The sequence below is a fragment of the Wenyingzhuangia heitensis genome (assembly GCF_011762155.1).
GTDB lineage: Bacteria > Bacteroidota > Bacteroidia > Flavobacteriales > Flavobacteriaceae > Wenyingzhuangia > Wenyingzhuangia heitensis.
On sequence record NZ_JAASQL010000001.1, the window covers coordinates 920,379 to 938,897 of the forward strand.

14 protein-coding genes are annotated in these 18,519 nt (G+C 31.4%); 4 read left to right on the forward strand and 10 right to left on the reverse strand.

Going from position 1 to position 18,519, the window contains the following annotated elements:
• Window positions 1-95: 95 nt before the first annotated feature.
• The 7 genes from FHR24_RS03930 to FHR24_RS03960 all read right to left on the reverse strand — a co-directional run bounded on the left by FHR24_RS03930 (window position 96) and on the right by FHR24_RS03960 (window position 7,419).
• A complete protein-coding gene (locus tag FHR24_RS03930) occupies window positions 96-2,480 on the reverse strand; it encodes a TonB-dependent receptor domain-containing protein (protein ID WP_167184162.1) in 2,385 nt (794 codons plus the stop codon).
• Between the two features lie 21 nt (window positions 2,481-2,501).
• The gene (locus FHR24_RS03935) at window positions 2,502-2,987 is read right to left on the reverse strand and encodes a dihydrofolate reductase (RefSeq protein ID WP_167184165.1); all 486 of its coding nucleotides are present in this window, start codon (window positions 2,985-2,987) and stop codon (window positions 2,502-2,504) included.
• A gap of 62 nt (window positions 2,988-3,049) precedes the next feature.
• Window positions 3,050-4,021 (reverse strand): hypothetical protein, encoded by a 972-nt coding sequence (locus FHR24_RS03940; protein WP_167184167.1) that lies wholly within the window; start codon window positions 4,019-4,021, stop codon window positions 3,050-3,052.
• 74 nt (window positions 4,022-4,095) lie between these two features.
• A complete protein-coding gene (locus tag FHR24_RS03945) occupies window positions 4,096-4,920 on the reverse strand; it encodes a thymidylate synthase (RefSeq protein WP_167184170.1) in 825 nt (274 codons plus the stop codon).
• A 93-nt stretch (window positions 4,921-5,013) separates the two neighbouring features.
• Complete coding sequence (locus FHR24_RS03950; RefSeq protein ID WP_167184173.1) at window positions 5,014-5,646, reverse strand: bifunctional nuclease family protein; 633 nt, start codon at window positions 5,644-5,646, stop codon at window positions 5,014-5,016.
• 17 nt (window positions 5,647-5,663) lie between these two features.
• Window positions 5,664-6,626 (reverse strand): electron transfer flavoprotein subunit alpha/FixB family protein, encoded by a 963-nt coding sequence (locus FHR24_RS03955; protein WP_167184176.1) that lies wholly within the window; start codon window positions 6,624-6,626, stop codon window positions 5,664-5,666.
• Between the two features lie 46 nt (window positions 6,627-6,672).
• Window positions 6,673-7,419, reverse strand: a complete 747-nt coding sequence (locus tag FHR24_RS03960) for an electron transfer flavoprotein subunit beta/FixA family protein (RefSeq protein WP_167184178.1) — start codon at window positions 7,417-7,419, stop codon at window positions 6,673-6,675.
• A 142-nt stretch (window positions 7,420-7,561) separates the two neighbouring features.
• Between FHR24_RS03960 and FHR24_RS03965 the strand changes: the two genes are divergently transcribed.
• The 3 genes from FHR24_RS03965 (at window position 7,562) to FHR24_RS03975 (ending at window position 12,119) form a co-directional block, all read left to right on the forward strand.
• The gene (locus tag FHR24_RS03965) at window positions 7,562-8,542 is read left to right on the forward strand and encodes a pyruvate dehydrogenase complex E1 component subunit beta (protein WP_167184180.1); all 981 of its coding nucleotides are present in this window, start codon (window positions 7,562-7,564) and stop codon (window positions 8,540-8,542) included.
• Between the two features lie 72 nt (window positions 8,543-8,614).
• A complete protein-coding gene (locus tag FHR24_RS03970) occupies window positions 8,615-11,134 on the forward strand; it encodes a DUF5686 family protein (protein ID WP_167184182.1) in 2,520 nt (839 codons plus the stop codon).
• A gap of 70 nt (window positions 11,135-11,204) precedes the next feature.
• Window positions 11,205-12,119, forward strand: a complete 915-nt coding sequence (locus FHR24_RS03975; protein ID WP_167184184.1) for a manganese-dependent inorganic pyrophosphatase — start codon at window positions 11,205-11,207, stop codon at window positions 12,117-12,119.
• Window positions 12,120-12,199: 80 nt separating this feature from the next.
• Here the strand turns inward: FHR24_RS03975 and FHR24_RS03980 are convergent, their stop codons facing one another.
• On the reverse strand, window positions 12,200-12,814 hold the full coding sequence (locus FHR24_RS03980) for a deoxynucleoside kinase (RefSeq protein ID WP_167184186.1): 615 nt from the start codon (window positions 12,812-12,814) through the stop codon (window positions 12,200-12,202).
• A gap of 150 nt (window positions 12,815-12,964) precedes the next feature.
• Between FHR24_RS03980 and FHR24_RS03985 the strand changes: the two genes are divergently transcribed.
• Window positions 12,965-14,455 (forward strand): hypothetical protein, encoded by a 1,491-nt coding sequence (locus tag FHR24_RS03985; RefSeq protein ID WP_167184188.1) that lies wholly within the window; start codon window positions 12,965-12,967, stop codon window positions 14,453-14,455.
• A gap of 4 nt (window positions 14,456-14,459) precedes the next feature.
• On the opposite strand, the gene FHR24_RS03990 is transcribed toward FHR24_RS03985, so the two are convergent.
• A complete protein-coding gene (locus FHR24_RS03990) occupies window positions 14,460-15,173 on the reverse strand; it encodes a hypothetical protein (RefSeq protein WP_167184190.1) in 714 nt (237 codons plus the stop codon).
• 15 nt (window positions 15,174-15,188) lie between these two features.
• A complete protein-coding gene (locus FHR24_RS03995) occupies window positions 15,189-18,518 on the reverse strand; it encodes a proline dehydrogenase family protein (protein WP_167184193.1) in 3,330 nt (1,109 codons plus the stop codon).
• Between the last annotated feature and the right edge of the window lies 1 nt (window position 18,519).

An 18,519-nucleotide genomic window follows, 5' to 3' on the forward strand; every position in this document is an offset into this window, starting at 1 on the left:
CAAATAGAATACCAAAATTATTAAAATGACAGGATGGCAGAAATTGTGTTTTGTGTTTGGAAGTATAAAAAAATAATCGAGAATTTTAATTAGAACTAAAAGACTCCGCCACCACCAACATCACTGTCTTCTCCTGGTCTTTTAGGCTTTTGTTTTTGTTTAAATTGATTTCCAAAATTATAAGTAAAGCCAAGAGTAATATTTTGGCTTTCCCAATTAAATTCCCCTTTTTGAGAAATAGGATTTTCAATATCAAACTTAGCTCTAAACGAATTAAAAACATCTGAAAATCCTAAAGAAAAGGTTCCGTTGTTGTTTAATACTTTGTAACTAGCTCCTAAGTTGGTCATAAACATAGGTTTTCTAATACGTTGAATATTTTCATTTCTACCTCTATACATTTGATTCATTTGTAGGCTTAACTTTTTACCAACAATAAATTTATTGCTAATTCTAAAATTAAACAGCACATTGTCTACAGAGGTGATTTGGTTGTTTACAATTCCTTGTTGTTGTTGATAATACAAATCTGTACTACCATTAAAGTTCCACCAAGACGTAAATTTTAAATAGGCTGCCAATTCTATACCGTAATTGTCAGCAGTATCAAAATTATCATAAGACAATAAAATTCTATCTTCTACTTGGGTGTCTTCACTCATGTTTCTACTGATAAAATCATTAATTCTTCTGTAAAAACCAGTTAAAGAAACATTACCTCCCTTTACCTTTCTGCTATATCTAAACTCAACAGAGTTGGTGAATTGTTGTTGTAATTTGGGGTTTCCTTGAGATATTAATAAGGGGGTTCCCCAGGTTCTAATTGGGTTTAATTGTTTTATAGAGGGTCTGTCTACTCTACGGCTATAGCTAGCTTGTAATTGGTCTTTTTTGGTGAGCTCGTATGTAGCAAAAAAAGATGGATATACAGAAAATATGTCATCTGTAACTAAATCATTTTGATTGTCTACATCTGCATTAAAGGTTGCTTCTAAATCATAAAACTCTGCTCTAACACCCGCCTGTAATCCTAACTTTCCTATTTGCTGACGGTAGTTAACGTATCCTGCATAAATTTTTCTGTTTACGTCAAAATCATTAAATCCTTTGGTGGTTAAGTCATCTTGTGAGTTATTTACCAATTGAGTAGATAGATTAGATTTTTCGTTGATCCAATTTCTAAAATCTAACCCTGTTTCTATAAAAATAGATTCGTTAATAGGTTTGGCATAATCTAAATTTACAATCCATCTTTTAGATTCAGAATCAATTATTTCAGTGTAATTGTATTCTTGGTTGTCTGAAGGTTTTAAAAAATCAATCCAATCACTATCCTCTGGAGATTTATTAATGTTATACGAAACTCCAAAATCTAAGGTATGCTTTTTATCTTCAAATTTTTTATGAAGACTAGCATCGTAAGTTTGTGATCTCGGTTTTCTGTTTAAATCAAAAACACTGTTATTGGTTAAATCTCCTGTAACTACATCAGTAATTTTGGTATTGTTTCTGTAATCTAGTTCGTTAAAATTTTGAACGGTAAATAAAGAGATACTTGTTTTTTTATCAAGATCAATATCAGAGCCAAACTTTACAAAATGATTGTTTCTGTTATTTAATCCATAGGTTTTTTGTTCATTATCATTTCTGGTAATAGTTCCTTTAATATCGTCTTGTCCACCTCTAAAGTTGTAGTTGGCAAAAAAATTGACATTTTTTACTTTGTAATTAAAATTTCCTCCAGCATTTCCTCTAAAATTACGACCATATGTTCCAGAAGTATTTACGCTTCCGTTAAATCCACTTCTGTTATCTTTTACCAATTCTATATTAATGATTCCACTGTTTCCTTCTGGACTATATTTGGCAGACGGATTGGTAATTAATTCGATGTTTTTAATAGCATTGGCAGGCAATTGTTTGATCAATTGATCTGTAGGGATGTTGGTCGGTTTACCATCTATTAATACTTTTACATTGCTGTTTCCTCTTAAAGATAATTCCCCTGTTTGTTGGTCTACAGCTACAGATTGTACATTGTTTAACACACTAGCAGCATCGGTACCTACGTTGGTTAAATCTTTCCCCACTTTAATAACTAATCGGTCAATCTTTTGTTCAATACTAGTGGTTTCTGCTCTTATTACAACTGCATCTAATGCCTGAATGTCTTCTTCTAAATATATTTTACCTAAATCTAAACGTTGCTTGTTTGCAAAAGAAATATCTTGCTGATAAGGTTTGTATCCAATAGCTTGTACTACTAAATTGTATTTCGCTTTGGTAAGGTTTTTAGCTAAAAAAGCCCCGTTTTCATCTGCTAAACTTGTTTTGGTTTCTTGTGAGTTTTTTATGTAAATGGTGACAAAAGGAACGGATTCCTGGGTGTTTTTGTTAATAATTGTACCAAATAGCTGTTTTTGCTGAGAAAAACTAAACTGAAATACGAGTAGTGAAATAAAGAATATGAATTTATTCATAAGGGGTTTAAAATCTAAGGATTAGTTTCTTTTAGTATATTTAACAAAACTGTAGTCGTATTTGTTTTTATCATCTGACAGAAAATGTTCTCTATTTATTTCTTTCCAAATAGCAGTATCTATTTTAGGAAAATATACATCGGCATCAAAAGATTGATGAACTTCACAGATATCTAAAACATCTACCAAGTTTATTGCCTGGTTGTAAATTTGTGCACCTCCAATAATGTATGCATTACTGTCTTGATCAGCAATTTTAATAGCGTTCTCTAGAGAATCTGTTACAATACATCCTTTAGCAGTGTAGTTTTTGTTTTTAGTGATAATAACAGTAGTCCTATTTGGTAATGGTGTTCCTATAGATTCATAAGTGTTTCTTCCCATTATAATATAATGTCCTGAGGTAACTTTTTTAAATCTTTTTAAGTCGGCAGGTAAATGCCAAATTAAATCGTTGTTTTTTCCCAGTTCGTTATTTTCTCCTATAGCAGCAATAAGTGTTGTCATTTTAAAATTTTAATCAGATTTTTAAAAGTGATGTATTATAAAATAATAATATTTAGTCCTTTTTAGAACCCTACTTTATAAATTAATTTATGTTGTTTTTTTTGATATTCAATCGCAACAAATTCTTTCATTAATTCTTCCACAGTAGCTTTGTCAAATCGTCTTTGGTAGTAGAATTTCTTAAAATCATTGTTATTACGAATGATGTTTTTTATACTAGTAGGAAAGTTATATCCATAATAATCGTTTTTTCCATTTAGCTTTGCAGGTAAAGATGCTTTGGGTAAGCTCATAATAGCTTTGTAAAAAGATTCTAACAAATCTTTATTTTGAGACTCTACCATGGCAGCTGCTACTTTTCCTGTTTTGTCTATAATAAATTTGGGAAGTATTTCGTGATTGTTGTCAATATCTAAACTAGAAACAAAGCTTAAATCTATATGATTGTACAGATAGTTGGTAATGTACATATAATTGCATTTGTTTAAGTTGTGATAATTAACTTCATCACTACACAGCTCATAAATAGGAGGGATATAACCAATAGCTCTGGTGTTAGATTTTACGACTGGAATTCCATTTAAATTTTGAATAACTACCAATGAATATTTATACTTAGGATCAAAGTTTTGAATCTTTAAAGATTCAAAACTCAATTTCTTAAATGTTTTTTTTAATTGTTTGTCTAGTTTTAAAGAAGAGGTGTTAGTTACAATACTTGTTAGTCTTTTGTATTTGTCTAAGGTAAATTCAACATAAATATTTTTTCTCCATTCTTTAAATTCAACAGCTTTAAGAGCACTCCTAGAAATGTGTTTTTTAAAGTGAGTTGTTATTGGGTTTTGATAGCTAGAAATAGCTTCTACTTTCTGAATAAGATTGGCTTCTACTTTTTTGTAATGCTCAATGCTATCATTTTGCTGAAAAGGAAGAGTAATTTCTGTTTTATTTTGGGGTACACTAGCCTGCTGATTACTTTTACATGCTGTAAAAACAATCAGACAAAAGAACGCCAATAACCCATATTTTTGCATTTTCCAAAAATTTAAGGGCAAAAGTACTTAAAAATTAACAGAACAAAGTTGAGCTATGTGAGAATATGACAACTTTATACAGAAACTTTTCCTCTAATCGTTGGGTGTGGTTCGTAGTTTACTAAAGAGAAATCTTCAAAGGTAAAATCAAAAATATTTTTCACCTCTGGGTTTAAAATCATTTTAGGTAATGGTTTAGGCTCTCTAGTTAACTGTAAATCTATTTGTTCAAAATGATTATTGTAAATATGAGCATCTCCAAAAGTATGAACAAACTCTCCCGCTTCTAAACCTGTTACTTGTGCAATCATTAAAACCAATAATGCATAAGAGGCAATGTTAAAAGGAACTCCTAAAAAGGCATCTGCACTACGTTGGTATAGTTGACAAGATAACTGTCCATCTGCAACGTAAAATTGAAAAAAAGCATGGCAAGGAGGTAAAGCAGCTTTATTGTTTGCTACGTTTTCCGAAAAAGAAACCGTGGTGTTGGGCAGTACACTTGGGTTCCAAGCAGAGATTAACATACGTCTACTGTTTGGATTTGTTTTGATAGTTTCTATAACCTCAGAAATTTGGTCAATTTCTTCACTGTTCCAATTTCTCCATTGGTGGCCATATACAGGACCTAAATTTCCATTTTCATCAGCCCAAGCATCCCATATTTTTACACCATTTTCTTTTAAATAACTAATATTAGTGTCTCCTTTTAAGAACCACAGCAATTCGTGAATAATAGATTTTAAATGAAGTTTTTTGGTAGTTACCATAGGAAATCCTTCAGATAAATCAAAACGCATTTGATAGCCAAAAACACTTTTAGTACCTGTACCTGTACGGTCTCCTTTTTGTACTCCGTTTTCTTTAATATGTTTTATAAAATCTAAATATTGTTTCATAGGTATGGAATGTAGCGATGCTGTAAATTTAAAAAAAAGTCGATACGCTTAGTATCGACTTTTTTAATTTTATTAAGATTTGTTTGTTAACAACTATCTCTTGTTTAATTCGTCTCTAATGCTAGCTGCAGTTTCGTAATCTTCTTTAGCAATAGCGGTGTTTAATCTTTTTTCTAAATCCTGAATAGAATGAGCGCTATAGTCAATCTCTTTTTCGCTAGTTTCAGAACTATTTAGTAAATTAGATAATTCATCATCGGTACTTTCAAAAAGATCATCAGATTCTTTTTCATCCTCCTCTGTAAAATCTTCTTGTTTTAGTATAATTCCAGCTCTTTCTAAAATTTCTTGATAGGTGTAAATAGGAGCATTAAAACGAATTGCCAAAGCAATAGCATCAGAAGTTCTGGCATCAAATGTTTTTTCTTCATTTCCTTGCAGGCAAATCATTTTAGAAAAAAAGACTCCATCTACTAATTTGTGAATTATTATTTGTTTTACAATAACTCCATAAGATTCGGCAAAATTTTTAAACAAGTCATGGGTTAAGGGTCTTGGAGGTGTAATTTCACTTTCTAAAGCAATAGCAATAGATTGTGCTTCAAAAGCTCCAATAACTATGGGTAATGTTCTTTCTCCATCTATCTCATTTAACACAAGGGCATAAGCACCTGTTTGTGTTTGACTATAAGATATACCACGTATGTCTAATTGTACTAAACTCATTCTATCATTTTACGGGTTTAAGCATTTTCTGCTTTAAATGCTTTTAATTTTTCAATCAATGTAGGTACTACTTCAAAAGCATCTCCAACAATACCATAGTCTGCAGCTTTAAAAAAAGGAGCTTCGGGGTCTGTGTTAATAACTACTTTTGTTTTAGAAGCATTTACTCCTGCTAAATGTTGAATAGCTCCAGAAATAGCAACGGCAATATATAAATTGGCTGCTACGGGTTTTCCTGTTTGTCCTACGTGCTCAGCATGTGGTCTCCATCCCATATCAGATACCGGTTTAGAACAGGCTGTTGCTGCACCTAAAACATCTGCTAAATCTTCAATCATTTTAAAGTTAGCAGCTTCTTTTAGACCTCTACCTCCAGAAACTACTATATCAGCATCTGCAATGGCAATTTTACCAGAGGCTTTTTCTACTGTTACAGATGAAATAGTTGAAGTAGTAAGTGTTGGTGTAAATTCTTCTACACTTCCTTCTGATTTGTTTTCTACAATTCCAAAAGAGTTTTTAGCCAAACCAATTACTTTTATTTCTGATGTAATTACCGTATTTCCAAACGCTTTGCTAGAAAACGTTTTTCTTTTTACTGTAAAAGGAGCAGTGTTACTAGGTGTTGCTACTGCGTTTGATACATAACCTGCTTTTAATTGAGCAGCAACTAAAGGTGCTAAATAAGTTCCGTTAGAATTGTTACTAATCACAACAGCTGTACTGTTATTATCTTGTGCAGATTGGGTAATAATACCTGCATATATTTTTGCGTTAAAAGTAGCTAAGGTATCGTTGTTGATACTTAATACTTTATTGGCTCCATAGGTGTTAACTTCCTCTGGATTGTTAGCGTTAATGGTAAGAACAGTTAAAGTTGTACTTAATTGATCTGCCACTGCTTTGGCATAAGAAACAGCTTCTAAAGCTGCTTTTTTATATTTTCCTTCACTAGCATCAGCGAATACTAATACAGACATATGCGTATGTTTTTAGTTGCTCTATATTAAGAGCTTAGGTTTTTAATTAAATTACTTTAGCCTCGTTGTGTAACAAATTGATTAATTCGTCAATATTGTTAGCATCTACCATTTTACAAGCTCCTTTTTCAGCAGGTTTTTCAAAACTGCTTATTTGGGTAGTTGTTGTAGCATCGGTACCAGAAATAACCGTTAAAGGTTTTTTACGAGCCATCATAATTCCTCTCATGTTGGGTATTTTCAGATCCTTTTCTTCAACCAATCCTTTTTGTCCAGCAATGATTAAAGGTAGTGTAGCAGATAATTTTTCAATACCACCATCTATTTCTCTAGAAGCTTGTGCATTGTTTCCGTCAACTTCTAAATCTATACAAGCATTAATATAATCAATATCTAAGAAAGAAGCAAGCAAACCAGGAACCATAGCTCCGTTGTAATCTATAGATTCTTTTCCCATTAAAACTAAATCATAGTTTTCTTTTTTATACAATTCAGCCAATTGTTGAGCCACAAAAAAACCATCAGTAGGTTGTGCATCAATTCTAATAGCTTCATCTGCCCCTATAGCCAAAGCTTTTCTAAGGGTAGGTTCTGTGGTGGCATTTCCTACGTTTACCACAGTCACTTTTGCTCCTTGTTTCTCTTGAAACCAGATCGCTCTTGTTAAAGCAAATTCATCATAAGGATTTATAACAAATTGTACTCCATTTGTATCAAATTCTGTCGAATCATTCGAGAAATTGATTTTAGAAGTAGTATCAGGAACGTGACTTATACAAACTAATATTTTCATATTGAGAAGTTTATCTATTTATATATATTTCTAAATAAGTAGAAGCTAATGTAATTTATTTTTTGTAAATATTTTGCTATAATATTAGAAAATATGGGAGGGTTTTTGTTATTTTTGTGAACGTTTAAATAAAATAGAATACATGAAAACTATACAATTTAGAGAGGCAATTTGCGAAGCGATGACTGAGGAAATGCGTTCTGATGAAAGCATTTACTTAATTGGTGAAGAGGTTGCTGAATATAACGGAGCTTATAAAGCTTCTAAAGGAATGTTAGATGAATTTGGTGAAAAACGTGTAATTGATGCACCGATTGCTGAATTAGGATTTGGTGGTATTGCCGTTGGATCTACTATGACAGGTAACAGACCGATTGTAGAGTACATGACATTTAACTTTGCGTTGGTTGGTATCGATCAGATTATCAACAATGCCGCTAAAATTAGACAAATGTCTGGTGGACAATTCCCTTGTCCTATTGTGTTTAGAGGTCCTACGGCTTCTGCTGGACAATTAGGAGCTACACACTCACAGGCTTTTGAAAACTGGTTTGCAAACACTCCAGGATTAAAAGTAGTAGTGCCTTCTAACCCTTACGATGCAAAAGGATTGCTAAAAGCAGCAATTAGAGATAACGATCCTGTTATTTTTATGGAATCTGAGCAAATGTATGGAGATAAAGGTGAAGTGCCAGAAGGTGAATACATTATCCCTTTAGGAGTTGCAGATATTAAAAGAAAAGGAACAGATGTAACAGTCGTTTCTTTTGGTAAAATTATCAAAGAAGCGTACAAAGCAGCTGAAACTTTAGAAAAAGAAGGGATTTCTATTGAAATTATAGATTTACGTACAGTTCGTCCAATGGATACTAAGGCGATTATAGAATCTGTTAAAAAAACTAATCGATTGGTAATTTTAGAAGAGGCTTGGCCATTTGGTTCAGTAGCTACTGAAATTGCATACAGAGTACAAGAGCAAGCATTTGATTATTTAGATGCTCCAATTCAAAGAATTAATACAGCAGATACACCTGCAGCATATTCTCCGGTTTTAATGGAAGAATGGTTGCCAAATGCCCAGGATGTTATAGATGCTGTTAAGGCAACATTATATGTTAAGTAAATACTGCTTAACAACATAAAATTTTATAAATTCCTTTCTTATTTTTGAGAAAGGAATTTTTGTATTTAAGATATGCTAAAACAAACACTTTTACTGTTTACTTTATTTATAACCACCATTGTTTTGAGTCAAACCAAAATAAAAGGTGTGGTGGTAGATGTTGATGGAAACCCATTGCCATTTGCTAGTGTAATATTTAAAAATTCAACAGAAGGAACTATTACCGATGAAGATGGAGATTTTTATTTATCATCTCCTAAAACGTATACAGAATTACAAGCTAGTTTTGTTGGGTTTGATAAGATAACACTACCTATAGAAAAGCAAAATCAAGTATTTAAAATAACTTTAAAAGAAAGTGCAAGTCAACTACAGACAGTTGTAATTTATACGGGTAGAGTTCAAAAAAAAGGGAACCCAGCTATTGCTTTGCTAGAAAAGGTATGGGCAAAAAAACGTAACAATGGATTTAAAATGTTTAAATCTTTTGATTATAAAAAATATGAAAAAATACAGTTCGATTTAAATAATATAGATTCTTCATTTACAGAACAAAAAGTGTTTAAAGGATTGGAGTTTATTTTTAAAGAGATAGACACTTCTAGAGTCTCTGGGAAAAACTTTTTACCTGTGTATATTAATGAATCTGTATATAATGTATACGGAAAAAACAAAGGGAATGATGAGTTGGTAAGAGAAGATTTAGTGGCGAACAAAAACTCCGGAATTGGTGCCGGAGCAGGAGTTACCACCTATATTAAAGATCTGTATGTAGATTATAATATATACGATGATTACATTCGTTTGTTTGGTAAAAGTTTTGCAAGTCCTGTAGGTAAACCAGGGGTGAATACCTATAATTATGTATTGTCTGATAGTGCGACTATAGACGGAAAATGGTGTTTTAATATAGTGTATTATCCCATACGTAAAAACGAATTAACTTTTAAAGGTGATATGTGGATTGCCGATACCACCTTTGCTGTTAAAGACATAAATATGCAAGTCTCTAGAAGTGCCAATTTAAACTGGGTAAAAGAGGTGTATTTAGAGCAAGATTTTAAAGTTTTAAATGATTCTACCATTCTACCAGAAAGAGATTATATGTTGGCAGATTTTAGCTTGCGAAAGAAAAAAACCTCTATGGGAGTTTTTGGAAAAAGGACAACGTATTATGATGCTTACAAATTTAACAACACTAAAAATGATGGTTTTTACAAAGTGAAATCAGATATTTTTGAAGACAGTATTTACAATGCAAATGAAAACTACTGGAAGGAAAATAGGTTAGAGAAGTTAGACAAGAATGAAGAAGGTGTTTATACAATGTTAGATACTTTAAAAACCGTTCCTAAATTTAAACGGATATATAACTTAGGAGTTATTTTAGCTACAGGTTATGTAGAATTTCCAAACTTTGATTATGGTCCTGTGTTTTCAACTTTTGACTTTAATGATGTTGAAGGAATTAGGGTTAGAGTAGGGGGAAGAACCTATTTTGGAATTAACGATATGTGGAGACTACAAGGATATACCGCATATGGTTTTGGAGATCATAGGTTTAAATATGGAGTGTCTTATAAATACATGTTTAACAAACAAAAAAGATTGATTTTTGGGGCAGGTAGAAGAGATGATGTAGAACAAACAGGAGCAGGGTTAACCGTAAGTAATGATGTGTTGGGAAGGAGTTTTGCCAGTTCAGGTTTGTTTTCTAGTGGAGCTTCTAACTTGTTAACAGATATTCAGTTGTCTAATGTTTTCTTTAGTGCAGAACCTGTAGATAATATTAATTTTGAGGTGAGTTTTGTAAATCGACATTTAAAATCGGCTTCCACAGCTTTTAGTATGGCTTATATAGATGAAGCAGGAAATATAAAAAACAAAACAAGAGAAACAGAAATTGGTTTTTCTGTAAAATATACTCCTAAAAGAAAGGTGTTTGGTAATGGGGTAGAACGCAAAGAGGTAAATGATAATTATCCTGTATTTTATCTAAGTTATGCAAACGGTTTAGGTGGGTTTTTAAGTAGTGACTTTGATTATCATAAATTTCAGTTGTATTATAAGCAACCCTTTTATTTAGGACTACTAGGTAAAACAACAACAACTGTAGAGCTTGGTAAAACTTATGGAAAAGCTTCTTTAGGTTTGTTAAATGTAGTACCAGGAAATCAATCTTTCTTTAATATTCAAAATACTTTTGGCTTGTTAAATTATTATGAGTTTGTAACAGATACCTATGCATCTATGCATTTTGAACATAATTTTAATGGACGAATTTTTGGTAAAATTCCTTTTTTAAGAAAATTGAATTTAAGAGAGGTTGTAGGTGTTAAAGGAATTTACGGTAGTATTTCTCAAGATAATGTAACGATGAATGCTCCAGCATTAAACTCACTACCTTCTTTACAAGGAATAACCATTAACACAAAAACGGTTGCTCCTAGTGAAGTGTATTATGAATACAATGCAGCAATCGCAAATATTTTTAAATTATTTAGAATGGATTTCTTTTGGAGAGGTAGTTACTTAGACCGACCAGGAGCAAATAAATTTGGAGTTAAAGGTTCTTTTGGATTTACTTTTTAACTTTCTTTTTATTTGTATTTTTGTTTCTGAAAAATAAAACTTTTCTTAGAAAAACGATAAAAATAAAATCATGGCATTAAAAATTTTTGGACACAGATCTCCAGATACAGATGCAACAGCATCAGCAATTGTTTGGGCTTGGTATTTAAGTCAACAAGGAATTGAATCCACCCCATATGTGTTAGGAACTCCTAATACCGAAGCACTTTTTGTATTAAAACATTGGGGGTATAATGTGCCTGAAATTTTAACTTCAGTTTCTGCGGAAGACGAGGTTGTTATTGTAGATACCAATAATCCTGAGGAATTGTTTGACAATATTAATGAAACTGGAGTTGTTCAAATTATAGATCATCATAAATTGGTGGGAGGGATTCAAACAGCAGCTCCTATAGATATCACTATTAAGCCGTTAGCATCTACAGCATCAGTTATGTATTTAATGATGGGAGTTGATGAGGTTTCTGATTTGCCAAATGAAATTGCAGGATTAATGCTTTCTTGTATTATATCGGATACTTTGGAATTTCGTAGTCCAACCACTACGGAAGATGACAAAGCAATGGCTCAGCACTTAGCTCATAAATTAGACATAGATATAAATGAATATGCTACAAAAATGTTTGAAGCAAAATCTGATATATCTGTTTTTTCTGATGAGGAATTGATCAAGATGGATAGTAAAAAATACGAAGCAAGCGGAAATAAATATCGTGTTTCTGTATTAGAAACGACAGCTCCAAATATTATTTTAGATAGAAAAGACAGTATTTTAGCTACAATGGAACAAGTAAAAGCTAGAGAGGAGTTAGATGATGTTTTGTTGTTTGTTATAGATATTTTAAAGGAAGAGGCTACTTTGTTTGTTCCTAATAATGCTGTTAAAATTATTGCAGAAACTAAGTTTAATGCAATTGTAAATGGAGATTTGGTCGTGTTGCCAGGAGTGGTATCTCGTAAAAAACAAATTATACCGGTATTGTAATAATTACAAGCTCTAAATATGGAGCAATTTATACTATAAAAAAACTCAGCCAATTGGCTGAGTTTTTTTATGGATTGTCTTTAAAACAAACCGTGTATTTGTGCATCAATTCTATCAATAATTTCACCCAAATCTTCAGGGTTACTTACATAATCAAGATTGTCAATATCTATAATTAATTTTGGACCTTTGTCATAGGTACTAATCCAAGCTTCATAACGTTCGTTTAATCTACTTAAATAATCAATATTAATAGAGCTTTCATACTCACGTCCACGTTTGTGTATTTGTCCCACTAGTGTCTTAATATCAGCTCTTAGGTACACTAATAAGTCTGGTGGAGTAACTAAATTCTCCATCAATTCAAACAGTTTACTGTAATTCTGAAAATCTCTATTGGTAAGCAAGCCCATTGCGTGTAGGTTGGGAGCAAATATTTTGGCATCTTCATAAATAGTTCTGTCCTGAATAATGTCTTTACCGCTTTGCTGAATTTTTAGAATTTGTTCAAACCTACTGTTTAAAAAATAAACCTGTAAATTAAAAGACCAACGTTCCATTTCGTTGTAAAAGTCATCTAAGTAAGGGTTGTCTTCTACACTTTCAAAATGAGCATCCCATTGGTAATGTTTTGCTAACAATTGTGTTAGTGTGGTTTTTCCAGCTCCAATATTTCCAGCAATAGCTATGTGCATAGGTTCAGAATTTGAAGTCTAAAAATAGTTATTTTTCGGGAATACCCATTGTTTATAAATTATCTTAATTAAAAATATATTTTAGATAAGATTTTTTGGGTAGCAAACGGATGGTTGTTAACTTGTTGTTTGTTGTGTAAACTATAAATTATGAAGAAAAATAAATTTATTTTGGTGTTGTTGGTTTCTGTTGTAGGGCTGTTTTACATAGTACAAATTGGTGTTAATTATTTTTTAAAAAATAAGTTTTCTGAATTGATAGAGCAGCAAGAACTAAAGGTGAATTATACTGATTTAGATTATAATATATTTTTTAACGAACTACAGGTTAAGGAACTTAAAATAAGTAGTAATGTAAAAAAAAACGATCATATTAGTGTGGCTAAGATTCAATTAAATGGGTTTTGTTGGCTGGGCTTGATGTTTAAAAAACAACTCATTTTCTCTAAACTACTTATTACATCTCCCAAGGTTGATTATAGCCAGTTAGAAGACAAAAACGCATCAGCTAAAAAGTTTAGTTTGGGTAAAATAGCAGCTGTAATAATTGATGAAATAGAGATTGAAAATGCGGATTTGATGTTTAATACGAAAACAAAAAAAACATCGGGGATTTTTAATTTGGTTTTAAAAGAGTTTACGTTAAATAAAGAGACAATTACTGATGAGATTCCTTTTCAGTTTGAAAAATCAATCTATACAATTACTAATTTTTATACGGATTTGTCTGACTTGGAATTGTTAAAGTTTAAAGAGTTAAAAGGACAGGATGGCGAGGTTGTGTTGAGTGAAATGTGTATTAAGTCTAAAGATTCAAAAGATGAGTTTTCGAAAAAAATACTTGAAGAAAAGGAACATTTAGATCTGTTCTTTGAAAAAATAAAAATTGAGGAATTTTTTGTAAAATTCAACAATCATCAACAAAAAATAGGAGCTAAAAAGGTGGAGTTGTGTAAGCCTAAACTTCAGTTTTATAGAGATAAGCGTGTTCCTGATAATACTCAAAGAAAAGCTTTGTATAGTGAATCTATTACCAAACTTAAAACAGTTCTTGATTTTCCTATAATAGAAATTAAAGATGGATTGGTGGTGTATGAAATGTTAATGGATGAGGGCGATGAAATAGGAAGTTTGGTTTTTGATAAGATAAATGGAGAGCTAAACGTATCTAGTGCAAAAGGAAAAGAGCAGTTAAGGTTGGAGACTCAATCCTTGTTTATGAAAAAATCGCCTTTTTCCTTATCTATAAATTTTACAGATATAGAACACGATGTTTTTGTAAGCAAAGGAGTGCTTAAAAATTTTAAAACCGATTACATAAATCCATTTTTATATAAGATTTTAAACACGGAATTAGAAGGTGAGATAGAGGAATTGTATTTTACTATTAGTGGCAATAATACAGTAGCAACAGGGGATGTTAAAATGAAATATGACAATTTAAAATTACGCATTAATAAATATAATTTTGTAAAAAGAACAGTACATGTATTGGGTAATTTAATTTTAAAAAATAGCTCTAACAAAGAACCAGAAAAATTTAGAGAAGGAATTATAAAAGAAGAAAGAGAGCCCACAAAATCGATGTTTAATTTTTTATGGATAAGTTTAAGAACGGGGATTGTAGATGTTGTTTCTTAAAAAATTAAGGTTGTGTTAGAAATGTTTTGTAGATGCTGTTGTCTTTAAAATAATAGAAAATATTGTTTTGGACTTCAAAAGAAACAATGGATTTTGGAGTGTTGGTAATTTCCGATTTTTCTTTATAAAGTTTGTTGTTTTTTAACACATATAAATTACGCATAGAAATAGAAAGCTGTGTGTCTTTTAATGGTGTAGAAGTTATTTTTCTAGCTACAAAATTATAAGTTTCTAGCTGGTTGTTTGTATTTGTTATAATGGCTTTGTTTAGGTCTCCTTTAAGCTGTGTTATTTTAGAGGTAATGAGAATAGAACGAATCTCTATTTTTTGAGTTTTTAAGTTGTAAACACTAATTGTTTTATGAATATTGTTGTATGTCCATATCTTATTTTCTCCGGCACTGGCTATTAAATCAGTACCAAAAGGAACTTGATATTCGGCAATAAAATTAAGCTTATTGTCTATAGATATTACTTTATTAAATAATTTATAAAGCAATAATACTTGTAAAGGATTACTGATGTCAACCACATCAGGAGTACCATATTTTATGTTTTTATAATCGTTGTTTAAACTGCTTTTGTGCAACGCACTGTTTTGCAAATAATAGTAGTTTTCATAAATATCTACACCTACAAAATCATCTACGTTTTTTACCAATGCATTTTGACAAAAGCAGTTTAAAGAACAAAAGAATAGAAAAGTAAAAAGTTTCATATTCTCAAATATAAACTAATAAACTTTAGGTTTTTCATTGGGGTTGTATTCAATCCCCATTAAGTTTCCGTATCGGTGATAATTGTGCGAATAACTTTGTTCTATCAAATAATTCAGTAATTCAATACGTCCACTATTTCTAGGTTCATCTTTGTAAACATGTATGGCATTTTGATGACATCTAATTAAAAAATGATCAGACAATACACCCAATGCTCTTACACAAGTAAAGTCTTTAGGATGATGTTTTAAAGCATTTCCACAAGTGTCTTTAATTATTGGAATATTTAAAAATTCAGCAATATATTCAACTTTGTCAATATGTTTTTGTGGAGTATGTACATCATATAACAACAAAATCTCTTTGTAAGGAGTGTAGCTGCAAATATTGTATTGACCACGTAGGTTTACGTAATCTATTTTTTTACGAAACAATTCATTATGCCATTTTTTATAATCTTTTTTCCAATCTGTAGTTTTAGATTTAATATTGGTGAATTGTAATACATAGTTCACTCCACCCGCTTTCATTCCAGGTCCAAAACAAGAAGCTTTAATCCCTCCAAAAGGCTGTCTTTGTACAATCGCTCCTGTGGTAGATCTATTTACGTATTTATTACCTGCTTCTATGTTGTCATTCCAATATTCAATTTCATGATTGTCTAAAGATTCTATTCCTGCTGTTAAACCATAAGCGACCTTATTTGCAATTTCAACAGCATCTTTTAAATTATTGGCTTTTAATACGGATAGTATAGGGCCAAATAATTCATTTTGATAAGGATAATCATCTGTAGTTACATTCCAAATAACTCCTGGAGATAACATATGATTTCCATTTAATCTAGGTTTTACTAACCATTGATCGTCTGGGGTATTTTGAATTACGTGTTTTAGTTTTTCGGAGATAGGGACTGCTAATGGTCCAATTTCTGTAGAAAAATCCCAAGGATTACCAAAAATTTTACTTGTAGTAGCATCTTTTAATAAGGCTTTAAATTCTTTGTCGTTAAAAACATCTTCGGTCAAAATTAACAAAGAAGTAGCAGAACATTTTTGACCTGCATTTCCAAACGCTGATTGTACAATATTAATGGCTGCTTGTTCTTTATCGGCTAAACTAGTTACAATTGTATTGTTTTTACCACCTGTTTCTGCATATAAATTTAACTGCGGATTTCTTTCTAGTAAAAAGTGAGCAGTTTCTGTACCTCCTGTTAAAATTACAGCATCAAATATATTTCCTGTGCTTAAAAAATCATCTAAAATAGCTTCTTCACAAGGTAAAAAGTACAAAGCATCTTTAGGAATACCGGCTTCCCATAAACATTTGGAAATTAAATATGCACAAGCGGATGCGTTGGTTGATGGTTTTAGAATCACTTTTTTTCCAGCAGCTAAAGAAGCCAATGCTCCACCAATAGGAATGGCAATAGGGAAATTCCAAGGAGATAATACTAAATTGACTCCTTCATCTTCGCTTGTAAATTCTTTGGCAATGTCTAGACTGCTTTCTGCGTAAAAATTAGCAAAGTCAATAGCTTCAGAAACCTCTACATCTACTTCTTTTATTGTTTTTCCTAATTCTGCTACAGCAACACCAATTAAGTCTGCTCTGTTTTTTTCAATTTCTAAAGCTGCTTTTTTTAGCAAATTAGCTCTTTTTTCTACAGAATAATTTTGCCATTCAGAGGGAGTGTCAATGGCTTTTTGATAATCTTCTTTCACGGCCATTTCGTAATCCCAAGGCGGGGTTCCAGACCAGTTATTTACTTTAATGGTATACCTTTCGTTATTCTCTAATATCCCAACTACTGGAATTGTTTTTCCAATTATATTTTCAGGATTTTTCCAGTCTTCTTTAATTTTTTGAGCCCAAGCAATGTTTTGAGGTAAATTCCAATCTGTGTTTGGCACATTATGAAATTCTTGCATTGCTGCTTTTGGAATTTGCTTATTTCTATCTTGTTTTCTGTTAGGAGTTGTGTTTAAAGTGTCAATTAAAGAAATAGAGGTTAAAAATTCATCTTTTAACATGTTCCATTTCTCGGAACCTACTTTTAAGTCATACCCTTCTTTTAAAAAGTTTCCATCTTGGGTACCTTCATCTAACCTTCGTACCAAATAGGCAATGGCTGCATTGTATTGATTTTCTTTTACCGTTGGTGTGTATAGTAATAAGTGTACTTTTTCTTCTAACAAATTAGCAACGGTTTGGTTAGCCATTCCTTCTAACATTTCAAAATCTACACAATCTTCTAATTTGTGTTCTTTAACCAATTGCAAAGCAAAGGAAATGTCAAAAATATTGTGAGATGCAACACCAACATTTACTACTCTAGCAGATTGTGGCGTTAACATTTCGGATAATATTTTTTTGTAATTGGCATCCGTTTCGGGTTTGGTGCTGTAGGTTGCCAATGGCCAATCTTCAATAGATGCTTCGGTCATTTCCATTTCCATATTAGCCCCTTTTACCAATCTTACTTTTACAGAGGAACCACCGTTGTTTACACGTTCGTTGGCCCAAGTATATAATTTTCGGTAATAGTGAATCATTTCGGGAATGTAAGCTTGTAATACAATTCCAGCTCTAATGTTTTTATATTTGGGTAAAGACAATGTTTTGATAAATACATCAAAAGTAATTTCTAAATCTTTGTATTCTTCCATGTCCAAATTCACAAATTTTTGAACACCTGTTTCTTTTTCAATTTTTAAAATTTCATCATAAAACATGGCCAATCTGGTAGATAATTTATCTACGGTGTCTTGATGAGCAAGGGATGAAATTTGTGAAAAAATAGTAGAAATTTTAATAGAGATATAATTAACGTCTTTACGATTTAACAAGGTTAAATAACCTAAAATTCTCTTTTGTGCTTCATCTTCTCCTATTAGAGCTTCTCCTATTAAGTTTACGTTTAAGGTAATGTTTTGTTCTTTTCTTTTTTGGGTGTGTTTATTAAACTTATTACTGTTAATAAAAAAGACAACATCACTAGAAGTGGCCTGAATTTTTTTAAGCATAATAGCCACACTTATAGAAGGGATGATTTTACCTACTATGATAAAACTTTTTAACAATGTGTTTTCTATTGGTGTAAAAAGAGCTTCGTAATTTTGATGTGTTTTTAATAAATGAATTACATGATCTGCTACTTTTTTATAATTCTTAGATCTAAAAGCAACATCCATCATTTGGATTAAAAAATGTTTGGATTCGGGAATTTCAATAATTGTTTTTAACCGATCTGCAAAAGGATTGCTTTCTGTTGCTTTGTTAGGGTCTTTGTTTTCTAACTTTTCTGCTAATTGTAATATTTCTGTTGTGTTTGTTTTCATA

Bases quoted from the DNA above. Each gene is read 5' to 3' on its own strand.
- FHR24_RS03975 (WP_167184184.1), top strand. From the start codon at position 11,205: ATGGCATTAAAAATTTTTGGACACAGATCTCCAGATACAGATGCAACA.
- FHR24_RS03965 (WP_167184180.1), top strand. From the start codon at position 7,562: ATGAAAACTATACAATTTAGAGAGGCAATTTGCGAAGCGATGACTGAG.
- FHR24_RS03980 (WP_167184186.1), bottom strand. From the start codon at position 12,814: ATGCACATAGCTATTGCTGGAAATATTGGAGCTGGAAAAACCACACTA.
- FHR24_RS03960 (WP_167184178.1), bottom strand. From the start codon at position 7,419: ATGAAAATATTAGTTTGTATAAGTCACGTTCCTGATACTACTTCTAAA.
- FHR24_RS03985 (WP_167184188.1), top strand. From the start codon at position 12,965: ATGAAGAAAAATAAATTTATTTTGGTGTTGTTGGTTTCTGTTGTAGGG.
- FHR24_RS03935 (WP_167184165.1), bottom strand. From the start codon at position 2,987: ATGACAACACTTATTGCTGCTATAGGAGAAAATAACGAACTGGGAAAA.
- FHR24_RS03950 (WP_167184173.1), bottom strand. From the start codon at position 5,646: ATGAGTTTAGTACAATTAGACATACGTGGTATATCTTATAGTCAAACA.
- FHR24_RS03945 (WP_167184170.1), bottom strand. From the start codon at position 4,920: ATGAAACAATATTTAGATTTTATAAAACATATTAAAGAAAACGGAGTA.
- FHR24_RS03970 (WP_167184182.1), top strand. From the start codon at position 8,615: ATGCTAAAACAAACACTTTTACTGTTTACTTTATTTATAACCACCATT.
- FHR24_RS03940 (WP_167184167.1), bottom strand. From the start codon at position 4,021: ATGCAAAAATATGGGTTATTGGCGTTCTTTTGTCTGATTGTTTTTACA.
- FHR24_RS03995 (WP_167184193.1), bottom strand. From the start codon at position 18,518: ATGAAAACAAACACAACAGAAATATTACAATTAGCAGAAAAGTTAGAA.
- FHR24_RS03990 (WP_167184190.1), bottom strand. From the start codon at position 15,173: ATGAAACTTTTTACTTTTCTATTCTTTTGTTCTTTAAACTGCTTTTGT.
- FHR24_RS03955 (WP_167184176.1), bottom strand. From the start codon at position 6,626: ATGTCTGTATTAGTATTCGCTGATGCTAGTGAAGGAAAATATAAAAAA.
- FHR24_RS03930 (WP_167184162.1), bottom strand. From the start codon at position 2,480: ATGAATAAATTCATATTCTTTATTTCACTACTCGTATTTCAGTTTAGT.